This is a genomic window from Actinomycetota bacterium, assembly GCA_035759705.1.
In the GTDB taxonomy this organism is placed as follows: Bacteria; Actinomycetota; CADDZG01; order JAHWKV01; family JAHWKV01; genus JAJCYE01.
This window is the reverse complement of record DASTUJ010000207.1, coordinates 1-16,663: the sequence shown is the minus strand read 5'-3', so window position 1 is coordinate 16,663 and position 16,663 is coordinate 1. Positions and strand designations below refer to the sequence as shown.

Below are 16,663 nucleotides of genomic sequence, written 5' to 3'. Positions count from 1 at the left end.
GCACCCTCCGCAGCACTTCGCCGCCCGGGCGGCGGCGAAGGAGGCAACCTTCAAGGCGCTCGGCGAGGGCTGGCCGCTGGTCAGCTGGATCGACGTGGAGGTGGTGTCCGGTGTCAACCGCGGGCGCCCGACGCTGGTGCTGACCGGCCACGCCGCCGAGCTGGCCGGGTCCAGCACTGCGCTGGTGTCCCTGGCCCACGACGCCGGCGTGGCCATTGCCGAGGTTCTGCTGGTCGACTAGGGGGAAGCCGACGGTGAGGGCGACGCTTTGGTCCCCAGCTTTCCGTCTCTCAGGACCGACCTTCCCAGCCCGCGGTAGTCGTTGAACGCCTCAATGAACTTCAGGTCGCCCTCCTGGTCCGTCTCGTTGAACCAGATGGGCAGCGCCTTAAAGGCGTAGTCCATGTCGTAGTCCAGGGCGGTCGACCCCTCGTCCTGCGGCACGTCGCCGGCCCGGTCCTGGAACCAGCGCATGAACTCGGCAGATCCGGCCGGGTAGTAGATCAGCGACGAGTCGGGCCCCGAGCCGTCCGTGTCCGGACGGCAGCTATCCCCGGAGCAGGTCGATTTGACCGGGAGCAGGAACGACTCAGTTGGGTACTCCGCCGGTCCGTGGCAGCTCATGCAGGACGACATGGCGTACCGGCCCTCGTACTTGACCGACGTACCATCGGGCTGAAGGATCGCTGCGTTGGTGTCGACTGCGCCGTCGTTCGGACCGGAGAGCCGGCCCCCCCAGCCCAGGGTCTCGGTGGCGTAGACGGGTGCATCCGGGTTGATCCAGGTCTCACTGAGAGCCGGACAGGTCACGGGGCCGGCCGAAGCAACCGGGTTGCAACCCTCCGGGGACATTACGGTCGGGTCGTTTCCCCACATTGCTCCAAGCGGGATCATCTTGTCCCAGTCGTCGCCCGGGGCGTCCTTGTCGTAGACCAGGGTGCTGAAAACCCACTGGGTCTTCGGTGCGGCCACCGAGTCCTTGACGATGATGTCGAACTGGAAGAACGACACGTCCTGGACCTCGGCAGATCCCTCGGACCCGTCGCCCGGCTTGGCGTAGATCTCCCACGCATAGGCGTTGTCCATGGGCGGCCACAACTCGCCGTCGGCGGTGGTGAACGCCGGCTTGACGACGATTCCCCCCTCCGGGATCTGCTGGCCCCCGTCCTCGATCCCGGCTTCGGGATCCAGCGCGGTGTCCCCCCATACGTTCCCCAGGCTCTGGCCGGCGGTCTCGTCGTACAGGGTCAGGACGTGCGTAGTCATGTCACCCGTGAGTCCGGACTGCGGAAACATGTTCTTGTCGAAGGTTGAACCCACGAACGTGCCGTGGATGGGCTCCCGGATGCTCGACTCCCACGGCTGGTTGTACCAACCGGCCTCGGCGGCGTCCCATTGCGGGTATTCGAACAGCAGGGTCTTCATGTCATCTGCAATGTGGGACTTCAGAGCCAGTACGTAGGCGTTGGCGTTCTGGACGGTGATGGCTCCGCCGCCGATGGCGTCACGCCACGGCATTGCGGGTGCCTGCTCGGTGCCGTCGGGATAGTCGACGCTGTTGGCGAACAGCGGACCGTCGTACACGCTGCTCGGGGGCGGCGCCGGGAGAGCAAAGGGGTCCGGCGCTGAGGCAGTTTCGCTCGGAGTGTCGGTCGGCGTGTTGTTGCACGCAGTGGGGATAAGGACCAGGAGAACAACCAAACCGGCCCGCATCCGGCTAGCAGCATTCATCTCGCTCTCGTTTCCCGGCCCCTTCGCGCGGAGCCGCTCGCGTGTTAACAGGGGCTGGTGGGGACCTCGAATCTGAGCGGCCGCGGGCGTATAGGGCCTGAGCCCACTACTCCGGGAAGAGGAATGTTTCTGATACCCGTGCTCCGTCCCTTGGCCGAGGCAGCACACCGATACACCTTCGACAAAGGTCTACACCCGCCGGGTGGGAATGTCCACCATCTTCTCGGGCGGTGCGAAATCCATTGCCGGCCCTCGACAAGACTCTACAAAGTCTAGTAGCTTAATAGACATGGATGAGCTGGTCATCGTTTTCCTCGCCGGGTTTATCGCGTCGTTCGTCGACGGAGCCCTCGGTATGGGCTTCGGACCCGCCTCGTCCAGCATCCTTTTGGGAACCGGCCTCTCGCCTGCGGCGGTCTCGACCACGGTCAACCTGGCCAAAGTCGCCACCGGGGTGACTGCCGCCATCTCCCATTGGCGGTTCGACAACATCGATCGCCGTCTGGTTCTGCGCCTGGCGATACCCGGCTCGATCGGTGCGCTTATCGGAGTCACCATCCTGGCCAACATCGACGGTGACCAGTTGAAACCGGTTCTGACCGGAATCCTGCTGATCATGGCCGGACGGATCCTCTGGCGATTCAGCCGGGCCCTCCCCCCGAAGTCGGCCGACCAGGACCGGGTTGCGGGCGAGAGCCTGAAGTACGACGAAAAAGGGACGTTGCTGGTGGCCGGCGCCGGCGGAGTGACCAACGGGCTCGTCGGAGCCTGGGGGCCGGTCGTCACCCCGTTCCTGCTCCAGCGGGGCGTCGCTCCCAGGTACGCAATCGGGTCGGTCAACACGGCCGAGGTTGCGGTTGCGGTGGTTGCCTCCGGATCGCTGCTGGCCTCGGTCGGGGGCGGGGGCATCAACCTTGCGGTGGTTGTCGCCATGCTCGCCGGAGGGGTTCTTGCGGCCCCCATCGCAGCGTGGTCCATCAAGTTCATCCCGGCCCGAGGGCTGGGCGTTGCGGTCGGGGGCCTGCTCTTCATCACCAACATCCGGGAGCTTGCCTCCTACGCCGGGCTCGGGACGGGACGCTGGGTCGCATACGGGCTCGTCGCCGTCGCCTGTGGCTTTGCTGCGATGCGGCCGTCGCTCACCCAGCGGCGCGCGGCCGCCCGGCTGGCTTAGTGACGGCCGCCGTCGAGGTATTCCTGGTCAGGCACGGGGAAACTGCGTGGAGCATCTCCGGGCAGCACACCGGCAGGGCCGACATCCCGCTTACCGACCGGGGCCGGGAGCAGGCCCGCTGCGCCGGAGAGACCCTGAAGGGCATCGATTTCGACCTGGCTTTGACGAGCCCCTCGTCCAGGGCGGCCGAGACGGCCGAACTGGCCGGCGTGGGCGAAGTTCTCCGGCCCAACGACGACCTGAGGGAGTGGAACTACGGAGTTTACGAGGGACTGACGACCAAAGAGGTCCGAAAGACCTTGCCCGGCTGGACCGTGTGGGACGCCGAGATCCCAAAGGGCGAGACTGTCGAACAGGTGGGCGTGCGGGCCGACCGGGTGATCGAGCTGGTCCGCTCTTCGGGAGGCCGGACGGTGCTCTTCGGCCACGGCCACCAGTTACGGATACTGACCGCCCGCTGGTGCGGCTTCGATGCGATCAACGGCCGCCACCTGGCTTTGGACCCCGCGTCGGTGTCGATCCTCTCCTACGAACGGGAGACGCCGGTCATCGAACGGTGGAACCAGCCCTGCTCGCCCCGAGAGCCCTAGGACAGGGCTACCGGCAGCGAGGTTAGCCGCCAGGTGCCGGGGTCCGGTGTGCGCCGGAGCTCGCCGGCCGGAACCGCGAGCTTCAGCCCGGGGAAACGGCGGAGCAGCGTTGTCAGAACCACGTCGGTCTCCACCCGGGCCAGCGCAGCTCCGAGGCAGAAATGCGGTCCGTGGCCGAACCCGAGGTTGCCCACCGTCCCCACCGGCCGGCCGACGTCGAACCGTTCCGGGTCCACGAAGGCACGGTGATCGCGATTCACCGCGGCGAGAGATGCCGTGACCGCGTCACCTTTGTTCACCCGAGCGCCGGCTACCTCCACGTCCTCCTGCGCGTAGCGGGGAATTGTGAGGAGCTGCGGCCCGCACCAGCGCACCAGCTCCTCGACCGCACCCGGCATCAGAGCCGGGTCCTCCCGAAGCGCGCGCAGCTGATCCGGGTGGGTGAACAGGGCCTCCAGCCCGTTGACGATGAGGTTGGCCGGCGTCTGCCCTCCCAGGACCAGGTGCCAGACCAGGGTCACAACCTCGTCGGCGTGGAGCCGGTCGCCGTCTTCGGCCTGGGTCCGGATGAGCTCGGACAACAGGTCGTCCGCCGGCTCGGCGGTGCGATGCCCGATGGCGGCCCTGGCGCCCTCCATGATGGCGGGGATGGCTTCGGTGAACGCTTCGCCCCAGCCGGACGCGACTGCAGTCCCGTAGGTCCGCCACCGGGTGCGGTCGGGCTCCGGGACGCCGACCAGCTCACAGATCACGTCGACGGGCAGCGGCCGGGCAAGGTGTTCGAGCAGGTCGACCGAGCCACCTTCGGCGTGTTCGGGCAGCTCGTCCAGCAGCCGGTCGACGAGGGGCTGGATCCGGGGCCGGAACTCGGCGGCCCGGCGCGCGGTGAACGACGGCGACACCAACTTGCGGAGCCTGGCGTGCTCCGGTCCTTCCATCTCACTCATAGTTCTCATGTAGCGCAGGCAGGACTCGGGCACGTCGGGCCGCATGTAGCTTTTGGAGTTGAGCTCGAACCTCTTGTCGGCGAGCATGGCCCGGGCCTCCTGGTGGCGCAGGATCGCCCACATCGGCCCCATGCCTGTCGCCACGAGTTGGGCGACCGGGGCAATCTCGCGCACCCGCCCGTACGCCGTGAAGGGGTCGGCCAGAACGGCCGGGTCTGCGAGATTGATCTGTGGGACCTGTTTCGTGTCGACCGCTTCGCTCACCACTGGCTCCATTCTGAGGTTCAAATGATGGGATCATCAGAATGATAGCTGTATCTTAATCGTGGTCAAACCGAACGGAGTCTTGGATGGGCCGCCTCACGCGAGGGCAGATTCAGGAGCGCAACCGGGCCAGGGTGCTGGCGGCGGCTCAAGCAGAGTTCCTGGAGCGAGGTTTTCGTGACGCGAAGGTTGACGCGATTGCCGAACGGGCCGATCTGACCCGGGGCGCCGTCTACAGCAACTTCTCCGGCAAGCGGGCCCTCTACTTCGGAGTGCTCGCCGACCTGGCCGAGCGGGCTCCCGCCCTCCCCCACCACCAACCCGGCCTTACGCCCGCAGAATCCCTGGGCACGCTCGCTCGCGCCTGGCTGGCCCGGCTGCCGCTGGCAACCGACGAACCTCTGGGTTCGAGCCGGCTGGGAATCGACCTGATCACCGAGGTGCTCTCGGACGAACGGATTCGGTCGGCCTGGGCACAGTTGATGAGCCTGGATGCGATTCTTCTGGGGTTGGCGCTGGAGCGCCTTCAACCGGCGCGTGGGAGGCGGCGGCGCCTGGTGCCGCTCGCTGAGATGGCGCTCACGCTTCTGCACGGCTCGGGTCAGATGGCAGCAGCGGCGCCCGGGTTCGTCGACGAGTTCAACGTCGTCATCGCATGCAGGCACCTGGCCGATCTGGACCTCGACGGCGGCTGGCTGGAGGTGCCGTTCCTCACCAAGTCGTCACCGGTCGACAGGACGTGGACCCCTCCCCCGGCTTTGGATCTCGTAACGGCCGAGCCGGCCGACCTGGGCAGCGACCAGGTCGTGGCGGTTCTAGGCCTCAACCGGCTTTCGGCCGTCGAGGAAGCCGTGCGGTCGGGACCGGACGGGTTGCAGGTGACCTGCGTGGCCGTTTCGGGTGAACCGCGCGAGCTGCGGCCGCTTGCCCGGCTGGCGGTTGCCGAGGTCTGCCACTGCATACGCCAGGCGTTTCCGCGGCGGGCATGGCCGCTCCTACAGGTGATCTCCGATGAGCGGGGCGCGCTGGCGGCGGCCGCCGGGGTGACCGCACCCGGCAACGACACGGAGGTTGCAGTTCGGATCACCGGCGGCCGGGTGGCGGCCTTCGCCGAGGGCCGGGGGGCCTGTCACGCCATCGCCTCGTCCGCGGGATGACGACCCCCGGTTTCATCCAGAACTACCAGCGCACGCCGCCCCGGCGGCTTAAGATCCTGCGGCTCACTGTGGCCTGCGCTTTGCTGTTCGTGCCGCTGTTGGTCTCGGTGATCTATCTCTTTGCAAACACCAGGTTCATCCCCGACCCGTCCCTGAGATCATGGGCCGAGCAGGTTGCGGTTCTCTTTGCAATCTCCGTCACTGTAGTGCTGGCCGCTCCGATGTGGCGGGAGTACAAGAAGACGGCCGGCGCCCGGGAAAGGCTCAGGGCGATTGTCGGCACCATCGCGCTGCCGTTCATGACTGCGTTTGCCGGCGCCCACTGCGTAGGTGCTGTGGCGTTCGTCCTCCACGAGATCGGGTCTTCGGAGCAGGTGCGAGTGATTGAAACAGTCCGGTCATCCAGCCACAACCGGCGAAGCGCATGCGACGACAGCGCCAATCTCGAGGGCGACTCCATCTTGTTCAGCCGCAAGGTGTGCAAACTCGACTTCGAGGAGGCCATCGCACTCAGGCGGGGAGACCGGATCGCCCTGGTCGGCAGGCAGTCCAGGTGGGGCTTGGAGGTCCGGGAGTATACGCTGCTGTCACCCGACGGGTCGCCAAAAAGGGAACAGGAACCCGTGCCTTCCGGGACGCTCTCACCACCGCCTTAACCAGGCCTTCGCTCGCAGCGTGGGAGTGAATAATGTCTTGAAGCTCCAACCGCCCTGTGCTTGACTGGACAGCCCACAGCCAGGTGCTGGATGGAGGTCTCCATGGGCGGCGTGGAAAAGCAGGGCCCGGCGGTCCCCGGCAAGAAGCCGGCTTCCGAGATCCTGGAAGGCCCCGACGCCAAGGGCCGGGTGTGGCGCATCGACGGCGAACCCCCCAAGGGATCACTAAAACGCTTCGAACGCGGCATGAAGGCGTTCATGTCCCAAAACGACTTTTTCGGCGGAACGCTGGCGGTCGTGAAGGATGGGCGGCTGGTGCTGGCCCGTGCCTACTCGCTCAGGCATAAGTCGGCCCTCCTCGCCGAACCGATAGAGGTAACCAGCATCTTCCGGATCGCCAGCATGAGCAAACCCATCACCTGTGTGGGCATCTACCGCCTCCTCGAGGCCAACAAGCTGAAGCTAACCGACAAGATCCAGGACATCCTTCAGCTGGAGCCCCCGCCCGACGGGTCGACGATCCAGCAGGACAACGAACCGGCGGACCCCATGACCAAGGGCCACTACCTGCACCTGGTGGAGGTCGGCCACCTCATGAACCACCTGGGAGGGTGGCACCCTCGAGGCGACGGCTCGGTGGGCGAGGCGACGTTCCTCAAGGACGTCGAAATCGCCCAGGCGTTCGGACATCCCCTTCCGGTGGCGGACCCGTGGGAGATTGCCAGGTGGGGAGCAACCCAACCCATGGACTTCGTGCCGGGAAAGTTCGTCCCGGGCGCCGCCGATCCCGACGAATGGCCGTACAGCAACTTCGGCTATCTGTTGCTCGGACTGGTCCTGGAGAAGGCGAGCGGGATGCCCTACGAAACGGCCGTCAAGAAGGGCATCTTCGACCGAATCAACACGAGCCGTCCGCGTCTCACTCAGACACTCAAGGAGAATCGAAACCCGGGCGAGGTGACCTACCACCTGGTTCCGCCGGACGTGGGGCCGAGCGTGATGCACGAGGACGGCCGGGACGTGCCGCTCCAGTACGGGTTCGAGAACAACCGGAACTTCGCCGGATTCGGCGGGTGGGCGCTGGCCGCGGTCGACCACGCCAGGTTTCTGGCCGAGATCGGCAAGCCCGAAAACGGCCTGATCGACACTCCTGCCGAAGACCTCCCGGTGTGGGCCAAAGAAACACTCACCGGAGGTGTGACCGTCTTCCGGCACGGCGGAGGCATCCCCGGCTCGCAGGGCGACGCCGACTGCCGCTCCGACGGCATCACGTTCGTCGCGATCTTCAACTGCACGTTGAGCGGACTCGGCAAGCCCGACAACACTTTTACCTTCGAGGGAACGACGTACGACGACCACCGCCCGATGTGGCACGACATCGCCAACACCATCGACCCGGATGACTGGCCTCCACAGCTGGACCTGTTCCCCCGGTACTTTCAGCGCAAGGTGACCCTGGTGCCCGACCCGCCGCGGGTCGTGATCCCCCGGCTCGAGCAACCCCGCTTCGCCAAGATCGACTTCCGGGAGAACCTGGGGCTGAAGAGCCCCACACGACCGCGCCCCAACTGAGCGGCCGGGACTGCCGGCCAAACGGCGGCGATCAGTCTCCGGCGGGGCCTTCGCCCTCCAACCTGCGTCGGAGCTCTTCTTCGCGCCGGCGGAGATCTTCTTCCCAGGCTTTCAGCTCGTTCACGCCGTGCTCACCGGCCGGCTGCGGCGTTTTGGTGGTCGCTTCCGGCGCCGGATTGACCTTTTTCACGGGTTCGGCGGACTCGGGCGACTTCGGAGGGGTGAGGTTGCGAGTCATCTCCAGGAATCTCGGATCGTCGTCCGGGCCCAGCGGGCGCTTCGGCCGGGCCGCGGGCGGATTGGCACGAGTCCGGCTGTCACCCGGGTAGGGCCTGGTCTTCTCAGGCCGGCCGAGTAGCAGCCACGCAACCGAACCTATGGTCGGCAGGAAAATGATCAGCATGATCCAGAGCGTCTTCGGCAGATTGCGGACCAGAGACGAGTCGGTGGCTATGCAGTCGAGAACGCAAAAGACCAGCAGCCCCAGGGAAAACAGAAACGCCAGTCCGTAGAACACCTACTGAGTTTGCCACCTATGGCGGCATTCTGCGGCGCTCGCTTAGTAGGACTGGGCCCAGGTCGCCAGCTCGGTGGCCGGGGAACCGCACACGATGCAGCTGCCCTCCTGGTCGGCCGGATCCAGCGGCAGCACCCGGATGGTGGCCTTTGTCATGTCCTTGACCTTCGTCTCACAGTCCGGGTTGCCGCACCAGCCCCCCTGGACGAAACCGGACGCGTCCTTCAGCAGGTCGACCAGCTCATCGTAGGAGCCGGGCGAGAAGGTGTGGTCGGTTCGGAAGTCGAGAGCCGACCGGAAAAGGTTGCGCTGGATGTCGGCCAGAATCTCCGGAACGGCCGACGGGAGTGACGTGAGCGGGATCGCCGACTTCTCGCCGGTGTCCCGGCGGTAGCCCATGACCTGCCCCGCCTCGAGGTCCCGCGGGCCGATCTCAAGCCGCAGAGGCACGCCGCGCAGCTCCCACTCGTTGAACTTGTAGCCGGGCCGGTACTCCTCCCGGTCGTCGATCTTGACCCGGACGTCGCCCAGCGACTCTCTGATCCGCTGCACCGCCTCCAGGACGGTGCTCTTCTGCTCGTCCCGGAAGATCGGGACGATCACTACCTGGAAGGGCGCCAGCTTGGGCGGGAGACGAAGGCCCTTGTCGTCGCCGTGGGCCATGATCAGCCCGCCGACAAGACGCGTCGACACCCCCCACGAGGTGGCGAACGGGTACTCCTGCTTTCCCTCGCGGCCGAGGAACTGCACGTCGTAAGCCTTGGCGAAGTTCTGCCCGAGGTAGTGCGATGTTCCGGCCTGCAGCGCCTTGCCGTCCCGCATCATGGCCTCGATGGCCAACGTCTCGAGGGCGCCGGGGAACCGCTCGGCGGCGCTCTTTCGGCCCATCATCACCGGGATGGCGAAGTCCTCCTCGACAGTTGCACGGTAGACGTCCGTGAGGATCATGCGGGCTTCGGCGATGGCCTCGGGCGCAGTTTCGTGGGCGGTGTGCCCCTCCTGCCATAAGAACTCGGAGGTCCTCAGGAACAGGCGCGTGCGCATCTCCCAGCGCACGACGTTCGCCCACTGGTTGTAAAGCAGCGGCAGGTCGCGGTAGCTCTGGATCCACTTGGCGTAGGTCGACCAGATGATGGTCTCGGAGGTCGGCCGGATGATCAACGGTTCCTCGAGCTTGGAGCCCCCGCCGTGGGTGACTACTGCGACCTGAGGGGCGAATCCCTCAACGTGGTCGGCCTCCTTGTCCAGCAGGCTCTGCGGGATCAGCAGCGGGAAGTAGACGTTGGAGTGGCCGGTCGCCTTGATGCGGCGGTCGACGCCGGCCTGGATGGCCTCCCAGATTGCGTAGCCGTAGGGACGGATGACCATCGACCCGCGGGCGAGCGAGTTCTCGGCCAGCTCGGCGCCTTTGACAACTTGCTGGTACCACGCGGGAAAGTCTTCGGACTGCTTCGGTAGGGCCATGAGGACAGAGTACCAGGGGAGTATTGACGGGCCCGCCACGCTCCTACTGGAAGGGGTTGACCACCGGACGGGCTATATCCAGGAAGAGCAGGGCGAAGGTCAGTATCGCCAGGAACCCGAGGAACAACCCGGCAACGGGAAGCACCTTCTTCGGGTCGATCGTGCGGCGGCTGATCTTCTCCAGGGCGAGAACCAGAAGGTGGCCTCCGTCCAGCGGAGGGATCGGCGCCAGGTTGATGACTCCGACGAACACGATGAAGAACCCGAGGAAGGAGACCAGGTTTTCGATGGCCCCGGACTGTGTTGCCTGGCCGGCCAGCCGGGTGGCGCCCACGAGGCCGACAGGCTGATTCTCGCTGATCTCACGCTCACCGGTCCCGCCGAGCTCCCGGAAGATGTCGTCCATGGACGTGAAGATCTGCCCGGTCCCGATCACGCTTTGCTTGATTGCGGTGCCGGTGGTCGAAACGCCCTGGCCGAGGGCCCAGAGCGGGCCGCCCTTCGTGACCTCTACCCGCGGCAGGATGCCGACCTGGCCGACCCGTTCGGTCTCCTGGGGGTTGGCCGGGTCGGTGGCGGCCTCGACCTCCACCGGCGTGACCAGGAGCTCCAGCTCCTCCCCGTCCCGCTCGACCTCGAAGACCAGCGGCCGGTCGCTGTTCGGCTGGATGAGCGGACGAACCTGGTCCCAGTTGGTGATGCGGGTTCCGTCGATCGACAGGATCTTGTCGCCCGCCTTCAGGCCCGCCGCCTGAGCGGGGCCGGGCTTGTCGCCGACGGTCTCGGCGACCTCGTCGACGGTCGTCCGGAGCTCCGGCACACCGGTGATGCCGATGAGGACGGAGAACAGGATGATCGCCAGGATGAAGTGGGTGGTCGAACCTGCAACCAGCACAATCGCCCGCTGCCACGCCGGCTTGGCGCCGAAGGTCCGGGGCAGCTCCTCGGCTGGAACCTCCTGGAACGGGTTCATGCCTGCGATCTTTACGTAGCCGCCCAGGAGGATGGCCTTCACGCCGAACTCGGTCTCTCCCCGCCAGCGGGAGAACAGCCGGGGGCCGAAGCCTATGAAGAACTCCTCGACCTTGATCCCGAACTTGCGGGCGGTGATGTAGTGGCCGAACTCGTGGAAGGTCACCATGAACAGCAGGGTGAATATGAAGATGAAGACGCCGGCGGCAAAGTTCAAACAAGGCTCCTTGAGTTGATTAGGGATGCCGCCTCGGAGCGGGCCCAGGCGTCCTGCTCGAGAATCGCCTCCAGCGACGGCTCGCAGCCTTCGTGGCGCTCCAGCACGGTTTCGACAATTGAGGGAATGCCCAAGTAGTCCAGCCGCTCGGCAATAAACGCCTCGACGGCCGCCTCGTTGGCTGCGTTCAGCACCGCCGGGAACGTGCCGCCCCTGCGGCCTGCCTCGTAGGCGAGCGACAGGCATCGGAAGGTCTCCAGGTCCGGCGCCTCGAAGGTCATCGACTGCGGTGTCGACCAGTCGATCCGGCCCGGGGGCTTGCCGTCCCGGTTAGAGGGAGCGCCGAGGCGGCCGGGGTAAGCCATCGCCAGCTGTATCGGCAGGCGCATGTCTGGCGGCGCGGCGTGGGCGAAAACCGACCCGTCCATCGTCTCGACCATCCCGTGCACCATGCCCTGCGGGTGGATCACCACCTGGATCTCGTCGTAGGTGAGGCCGAACAGGTAGTGGGCCTCGATGACCTCCAGGCCTTTGTTCATGAGCGTCGACGAGTCGACCGAGATCTTGGGCCCCATCGACCAGACCGGGTGGTTGATGGCGTTCGCCACCGTCACCTCACGAAGGTCCTCGGTGGTCCTGCCCCGGAACGGTCCCCCGCTGCCGGTCAGCAGGACCTTGCGCACCCGGTCGGGCGGGAGCTCGTCGAGCAGCTGCCAGAGCGACGAGTGCTCGCTGTCCACCGGGCGGAGCTGGCCCTGGAAGGTCTTGCTCATCACCAGCTCGCCGCCTGCGACGAGCGACTCCTTGTTGGCCAGCGCCAGGGTCTTGCCGGCGAGGATCGTGGCCATGGTGGCCTTGAGGCCGGCCGATCCGACCACTGCGTTCAGGACCAGGTGGGCATCGGACTCCTGGACGACCCGCTCCGCAGAGTCGGGGCCCTCGAACACCGTGACATCGTCCGGGGCGTCGATCGGGCCGTTGACTATGCCCAGCAGCTTGACGTCGAACTCCTTGGCCTGGGCCATCAGGGCGGCGGTGTCCGACCCGGCGGCCAGGGCCACGACCTCGAACCGCTCCGGGTAGGCACGCACAACCTCGAGGGCCTGGGTGCCTATTGAGCCGGTCGATCCCAGGATGGCGACGCGAATGCTTTGGGGGCTGTCGAAAAGATCCATTAATCCATGATGCGTCATCTTCGGAAGGTTAGCGGAGCGCGGGCCATTTTAGAGAGTCACTCGACGACAACGACGCTGATACCCAAGCGCTCATAAGTCGGTAATGCCCGGGCGTCACGGGTCGCCAGCTGCACGCCGTTATCCCGAGCAGCCAGACCAACCAGTGCGTCGTAGACGGCGCCCCCGGCAATCCCCAGCGGGGCGAGGATGTCGGGAAGGTTCGTCAGGGTTGGATTGTCCGCCACCAGGCAGGGGGCGAAGCGAGAACGGATAAGCAGAGCCGCATCTTCCGGCTTGAAGCGGGCGTCTCCCGGGAGCCGGGTCATGACCGAGAAGGTCTCGGCGGCTGCGTGTCCACTAAGTGCCACTTCGCGCCCTTGCGACCACGCGCTCGCGGCAGCATGTTGCCGGTGACTCGCAACCAGCAGGGCTAAAGCGACACTGGTATCCACCCCTATAGGCGGCATCACTTCCGGCCGGCGTCGATCAGCGCAAAGACGACCTCGTCGTCGATCACCGTCTCTGAGGTGCCCACGAGCACGCCGTCAACCTCGACCAATCTAGCGGTACGGCCACCCGGAATGATCGCCAGACCGGCCCCATAAGGCGTAATGTCGACCACGGACCCTGGCACCAGCCCAAGCGCTTCGCGCATCGGTTTCGGTACAACGATGCGGCCGCCTGAATCCACCCTTGCCTCCATGGGACCAGTCTACCATCGCAATCCCACGGGTCCGGTGGGTAGCGCGGCTCAGTGACCGAACAGTTGCAGCGAGAACCAGACGGTCGGTGCGACGAACAGGATCGCGTCGATGCGGTCGAGCGCTCCCCCGTGCCCGGGGAAGATCGTCCCCATGTCCTTGATGCCCAGGTCACGCTTGATCAGCGACTCGACGAGATCCCCGAGCGGGGCCACCACGGCGATCGCAAGGCCCAGCAGGGCAGCTTCGACCGCGGTCCACGGGCCCAGAGCCGGTCCGGCGAAGAAGGCCACGGCCACGGTGGCGAGGGTGGCAACGGCGGCGCCTTCCCAGGTCTTGTTCGGGGAAACCGAGGGCGCCATCGGGTGCTTGCCGAGCTTGCTGCCCCCGGCGTAGGCAAAGATGTCGTACACCGCAGCGGCGCCGATGGCCGCGATCGTCACGCCCCGGCCGTCCTCTCGCTGGGAGAGCAGGCCCACGAACGACCCCAGCAGCGGGATGTAGACGATCCCCATCATCGTGATCGCGACGTTGGTCACCAGGTTCACGCGGGTGGGGAACGACATATACCAGATGAACGACGCGGCCAGGGTGGCGAACAGCGCGAGGCCGGCCGCCGAGGGTCCGTTGAGGAACACCCCGGCCAGGACGACTGCCCCGCCGATCAGACCGAGAGCCGCCGCAGGATTGTGGCCTGCGTTGCGGGTGGCCCGGTAAAACTCGGCCTGTCCGAGCATGATCACAATGACCGCCAGGCCGAAGAACGCCTCGGCGCCGACGTAGAGAAGGCCCACGACAAGCGCAGCGAGCGTGACTCCGGTGAGTGTCGCCAGCTTGAGGTTGCGCCCGGCGCCCTTGCGGGGCTCAGGCGCAGGGGCGGAGCGGCCCGCTGAGTCCTGTGATCGGTTCATGGATGAAACCCTCGGGGTCCTCAGACCTCCAGGAGCTCCTTCTCCTTGTGGCCGAACATCGTGTCGATCTCCTCGACGTAGTGGTCGGTCAGCTTCTGGAGCTCCTTCTCACTGCGCTTCAGCTCGTCCTCGGAGATCTCCCCGTCCTTCTTCATCTTCTCCATCTCGTCCTTGGCGTGCCGGCGGACGTTGCGGACCGCGATCTTGCCGTCCTCGGCCCGCTCCTTGACCTGTTTGATGAGGATCTTGCGGCGCTCCTCGGTCAGCGGGGGGAAGTTCAGGCGGATGATGCTGCCGTCGTTGTTGGGGTTGACTCCCAGGTCGGACTGCTGGATGGCTTTCTCTATGGCGCTGAGAGAGCTCTTGTCGTACGGGGAGATCACCATCATGCGGGCTTCGGGAACCGAGATGCCGGCGATCTGGTTCAGCGGGGTCGGCGCTCCGTAGTAGTCGATGTGGATGCGGTCGAGCAGGTGCGGGGACGCCCGCCCGGTCCGGATGTGGCCGAACTCCTCCTGAGTGGCCGCCACGGCTTTCTTCATCTTCTTGGTGGCTTCTTCGAGCTGCGCGTCTACCATTTTATTTAGCTTCTCCCGGAGACCTTGGTGCCCACCGTCTCGCCGTTGACCACCCGCTTGATGTTGCCGTCCTTGTTCAGGTCGAAAACGACAATGGGCATCTTATTGTCCATGCAGAGTGAGATGGCGGTGGCGTCCATGACCTTGAGGCCCCGGTTCAGCACCTCGATGTAGTCCAGGTGCTCGATCCGCTTGGCGTCGGGGTTCAGCATCGGGTCCGAGTCGTAGACTCCGTCGACCTTGGTGCCCTTCAGCAGCGCCTCGGCGCCGACCTCCAGCGCCCTCACGGATGCGGCGGTGTCGGTGGTGAAGTAGGGGTTCCCGGTACCGCCGACGAAGATCACGATCATGCCCCGCTCGAGGTGGCGAAGTGCCCGGCCGCGGATGAACGGCTCGGCTACCTCCTGCATCCAGATGGCGCTCATCACCCGGCACTCGGCGCCGACCTGCCCGAGGGCGTCGGCCAGCGCCAGGCCGTTCAGAACCGTGGCGAGCATGCCCATGTAGTCGGCCCGGGCGCGCTCCATGCCCATGGCCGCCGCCTGGGAGCCGCGGAAGATGTTCCCGCCGCCGACGACGACGGCAATCTCAACCCCCGAGCTCTGCACCTCGGCCAGCTGCTTGGCCAGCGAGGTGACGATGGTGGCGTCGATTCCGAATCCCTGCTCCGGGTCGGCAAACGCCTCTCCCGAAAGCTTTAGAAGAACCCGCTTATAACCGGATCCCTCTGGCACCTCTACTCGCCTACTGCGAATCGGGCGAAGCGGCGGACACCGATGTTCTCCTTGACGGCCGCGGCGTAGTCCGTGATGAGCTCGCCGACGGTCTTCTTGCCCGACTCGTCCTTCACGAACTTCTGCTCGAGGAGCACGCCGCCGCGGTCGGAGAGCAGGGCACCGAGCTTGCCCTCGATGATCTTCTCCTGGATGTTCTCCGGCTTGCCTTTCAGCTGGTCGGACTCCTTGAAGATGGCGGTCTCACGCTCGATGAATTCGGATGGAACGTCGGACCGGCTGACCCACTTCGGGTCCATCGCTGCGATGTGCATGGCGATGCTCCGGGCCAGCTCCTTGAACTCCGGGGTCTTGGCCACGAAGTCCGTCTCGCTGTTCAGCTCGACGATAACGCCCTTCTTCGGCGGCAACTCCGGGTCCAGCTGGTGGATGTAGTACCCGATGGTGCCTTCTTTGGCCACGCGGCCGGAACGCTTCTCGATGCCGGCCAGGCCCCACGTCTTCAGCAGGTCCTTGGCGGCCTCGACGTCGCCGTTGGTCTCGGAAAGGGCGCGCTTGCAGTCCATCATGCCGGCGCCGGTTATGTCTCTGAGTGCTTTTACATCTTTTGCTGAAATGCTCACCTGTGCTTAACCTCGTCTTCGTCCTTGTACTTCGCCTTCAGTTCTTCTTCGATGTCCTCACCCGGGAGGGGTGTGTCATCGAGAAGGCGCTGGAATGGGTCGGCCTCCGGTTCGGCGTCCTCTGCGGGCGCCTCGGCAGCCGGTGCCGCTGCGGGGGCTGCTGCCTTCGCCGGGGCTGCGGGAGCGGCGGGCTTGGCTGCAGCCTCGGGGGCTGAGCCTTTCGCCTTCTTGGTCTCGGTCTCCTGCTGCGCCAGCATGATCTCCCACTCCGCCGGCGGCTCTTCGCTGCCTGCGGTCAGGGTGACGCTGGAAGCTGCGGCCGCCTCGGCGGCGGCGATGACCTCCGGCGGGCGAGCCGACATGCCGGCGGCGATGGCGTCTGCCACCACGCGGGTCAGCAGCGAGCCGGATCGGATCGCGTCGTCGTTGCCCGGGATCACGTACTCGGCCTCGTCCGGGTCGCAGTTCGTGTCGACGAGCGCGATCACCGGCAGCTTCAGCCGGCGTGCCTCGCGGACCGCGAGCATCTCCTTCTTCAGGTCGATGATGAAGACCGCGTCCGGCTGGCGGCGCAGGTCGGCGACGCCGCCCAGGTTCGCCTCGAGCTTCTCGAGCTCGGCCTCCATCTGGATCCGCTCCTTCGCCGGCAGCAGGTCGAGCTGGCTCTCCTCCTTCAGGCG

Annotated in this window: 19 protein-coding genes; 6 read left to right on the top strand and 13 right to left on the bottom strand. The window is 66.1% G+C overall.

Going from position 1 to position 16,663, the window contains the following annotated elements:
* On the top strand, positions 1–241 hold a 241-nt coding region (acpS, locus tag VFV09_14605; protein ID HEU4868941.1), incomplete at its 5' end, for a holo-ACP synthase.
* Here acpS and VFV09_14600 read toward each other — a convergent pair.
* A complete protein-coding gene (locus VFV09_14600) occupies positions 238–1,731 on the bottom strand; it encodes a hypothetical protein (GenBank protein HEU4868940.1) in 1,494 nt (497 codons plus the stop codon). The two genes, acpS and VFV09_14600, sit on opposite strands and share 4 nt — an antisense overlap.
* 289 nt (positions 1,732–2,020) lie before the next feature.
* Between VFV09_14600 and VFV09_14595 the strand changes: the two genes are divergently transcribed.
* Together VFV09_14595 and VFV09_14590 are read left to right on the top strand one after the other, a co-directional pair.
* The gene (locus VFV09_14595; protein ID HEU4868939.1) at positions 2,021–2,905 is read left to right on the top strand and encodes a sulfite exporter TauE/SafE family protein; all 885 of its coding nucleotides are present in this window, start codon (positions 2,021–2,023) and stop codon (positions 2,903–2,905) included.
* Positions 2,905–3,495 (top strand): histidine phosphatase family protein, encoded by a 591-nt coding sequence (locus VFV09_14590; protein HEU4868938.1) that lies wholly within the window; start codon positions 2,905–2,907, stop codon positions 3,493–3,495. Before VFV09_14595 ends, VFV09_14590 begins: the two co-directional genes overlap by 1 nt.
* On the opposite strand, the gene VFV09_14585 is transcribed toward VFV09_14590, so the two are convergent.
* Positions 3,492–4,706, bottom strand: coding sequence for a cytochrome P450 (locus VFV09_14585; protein HEU4868937.1), 1,215 nt, complete (start codon positions 4,704–4,706; stop codon positions 3,492–3,494). The genes VFV09_14590 and VFV09_14585 overlap by 4 nt on opposite strands.
* Before the next feature lie 86 nt (positions 4,707–4,792).
* Here VFV09_14585 and VFV09_14580 point away from each other — a divergent pair, with 86 nt between their 5' ends.
* From VFV09_14580 to VFV09_14570, 3 genes are all read left to right on the top strand, one after another.
* On the top strand, positions 4,793–5,863 hold the full coding sequence (locus VFV09_14580; GenBank protein ID HEU4868936.1) for a TetR/AcrR family transcriptional regulator: 1,071 nt from the start codon (positions 4,793–4,795) through the stop codon (positions 5,861–5,863).
* Positions 5,860–6,519, top strand: coding sequence for a hypothetical protein (locus VFV09_14575; GenBank protein ID HEU4868935.1), 660 nt, complete (start codon positions 5,860–5,862; stop codon positions 6,517–6,519). The genes VFV09_14580 and VFV09_14575 overlap by 4 nt, the downstream gene beginning before the upstream one ends.
* Before the next feature lie 102 nt (positions 6,520–6,621).
* Positions 6,622–8,091: a serine hydrolase domain-containing protein gene (locus VFV09_14570; GenBank protein ID HEU4868934.1), complete on the top strand. Its 1,470-nt coding sequence runs from the start codon at positions 6,622–6,624 to the stop codon at positions 8,089–8,091.
* A 31-nt stretch (positions 8,092–8,122) separates the two neighbouring features.
* On the opposite strand, the gene VFV09_14565 is transcribed toward VFV09_14570, so the two are convergent.
* The 11 genes from VFV09_14565 to rpsB all read right to left on the bottom strand — a co-directional run.
* A complete protein-coding gene (locus VFV09_14565) occupies positions 8,123–8,608 on the bottom strand; it encodes a PLD nuclease N-terminal domain-containing protein (protein ID HEU4868933.1) in 486 nt (161 codons plus the stop codon).
* Positions 8,609–8,650: 42 nt separating this feature from the next.
* The gene (gene proS, locus VFV09_14560; protein HEU4868932.1) at positions 8,651–10,072 is read right to left on the bottom strand and encodes a proline--tRNA ligase; all 1,422 of its coding nucleotides are present in this window, start codon (positions 10,070–10,072) and stop codon (positions 8,651–8,653) included.
* A gap of 43 nt (positions 10,073–10,115) precedes the next feature.
* Positions 10,116–11,261, bottom strand: a complete 1,146-nt coding sequence (locus VFV09_14555) for a M50 family metallopeptidase (protein HEU4868931.1) — start codon at positions 11,259–11,261, stop codon at positions 10,116–10,118.
* Positions 11,258–12,436 (bottom strand): 1-deoxy-D-xylulose-5-phosphate reductoisomerase, encoded by a 1,179-nt coding sequence (gene dxr / locus VFV09_14550; protein ID HEU4868930.1) that lies wholly within the window; start codon positions 12,434–12,436, stop codon positions 11,258–11,260. The genes VFV09_14555 and dxr overlap by 4 nt, the downstream gene beginning before the upstream one ends.
* A 56-nt stretch (positions 12,437–12,492) precedes the next feature.
* Positions 12,493–12,906, bottom strand: coding sequence for a PIN domain-containing protein (locus VFV09_14545; protein ID HEU4868929.1), 414 nt, complete (start codon positions 12,904–12,906; stop codon positions 12,493–12,495).
* Entirely contained in the window at positions 12,903–13,139 is a 237-nt protein-coding gene (locus tag VFV09_14540) for an AbrB/MazE/SpoVT family DNA-binding domain-containing protein (GenBank protein ID HEU4868928.1), read from the bottom strand. The genes VFV09_14545 and VFV09_14540 overlap by 4 nt, the downstream gene beginning before the upstream one ends.
* Positions 13,140–13,187: 48 nt before the next feature.
* Positions 13,188–14,048 (bottom strand): phosphatidate cytidylyltransferase, encoded by an 861-nt coding sequence (locus VFV09_14535; GenBank protein HEU4868927.1) that lies wholly within the window; start codon positions 14,046–14,048, stop codon positions 13,188–13,190.
* Positions 14,049–14,068: 20 nt separating this feature from the next.
* Positions 14,069–14,626 carry a ribosome recycling factor gene (gene frr, locus VFV09_14530; protein HEU4868926.1) on the bottom strand — a complete coding sequence of 186 codons (558 nt, stop codon included), beginning with the start codon at positions 14,624–14,626 and terminating at the stop codon, positions 14,069–14,071.
* A gap of 5 nt (positions 14,627–14,631) precedes the next feature.
* The gene (gene pyrH, locus VFV09_14525; protein HEU4868925.1) at positions 14,632–15,360 is read right to left on the bottom strand and encodes a UMP kinase; all 729 of its coding nucleotides are present in this window, start codon (positions 15,358–15,360) and stop codon (positions 14,632–14,634) included.
* 2 nt (positions 15,361–15,362) lie between these two features.
* Positions 15,363–15,983: a translation elongation factor Ts gene (tsf, locus tag VFV09_14520; protein ID HEU4868924.1), complete on the bottom strand. Its 621-nt coding sequence runs from the start codon at positions 15,981–15,983 to the stop codon at positions 15,363–15,365.
* Positions 15,980–16,663: 30S ribosomal protein S2 (rpsB, locus tag VFV09_14515; protein ID HEU4868923.1), on the bottom strand; the 684-nt coding region annotated here is incomplete at its 5' end. The genes rpsB and tsf, both read right to left, overlap by 4 nt.

Excerpts from the sequence above, each read along its gene's own strand:
- VFV09_14600 (HEU4868940.1), bottom strand. The coding sequence starts at position 1,731 with ATGAATGCTGCTAGCCGGATGCGGGCCGGTTTGGTTGTTCTCCTGGTC.
- VFV09_14595 (HEU4868939.1), top strand. The coding sequence starts at position 2,021 with ATGGATGAGCTGGTCATCGTTTTCCTCGCCGGGTTTATCGCGTCGTTC.
- VFV09_14580 (HEU4868936.1), top strand. The coding sequence starts at position 4,793 with ATGGGCCGCCTCACGCGAGGGCAGATTCAGGAGCGCAACCGGGCCAGG.
- VFV09_14575 (HEU4868935.1), top strand. The coding sequence starts at position 5,860 with ATGACGACCCCCGGTTTCATCCAGAACTACCAGCGCACGCCGCCCCGG.
- VFV09_14570 (HEU4868934.1), top strand. The coding sequence starts at position 6,622 with ATGGGCGGCGTGGAAAAGCAGGGCCCGGCGGTCCCCGGCAAGAAGCCG.
- proS (HEU4868932.1), bottom strand. The coding sequence starts at position 10,072 with ATGGCCCTACCGAAGCAGTCCGAAGACTTTCCCGCGTGGTACCAGCAA.
- dxr (HEU4868930.1), bottom strand. The coding sequence starts at position 12,436 with ATGGATCTTTTCGACAGCCCCCAAAGCATTCGCGTCGCCATCCTGGGA.
- VFV09_14540 (HEU4868928.1), bottom strand. The coding sequence starts at position 13,139 with ATGGAGGCAAGGGTGGATTCAGGCGGCCGCATCGTTGTACCGAAACCG.
- VFV09_14535 (HEU4868927.1), bottom strand. The coding sequence starts at position 14,048 with ATGAACCGATCACAGGACTCAGCGGGCCGCTCCGCCCCTGCGCCTGAG.
- frr (HEU4868926.1), bottom strand. The coding sequence starts at position 14,626 with ATGGTAGACGCGCAGCTCGAAGAAGCCACCAAGAAGATGAAGAAAGCC.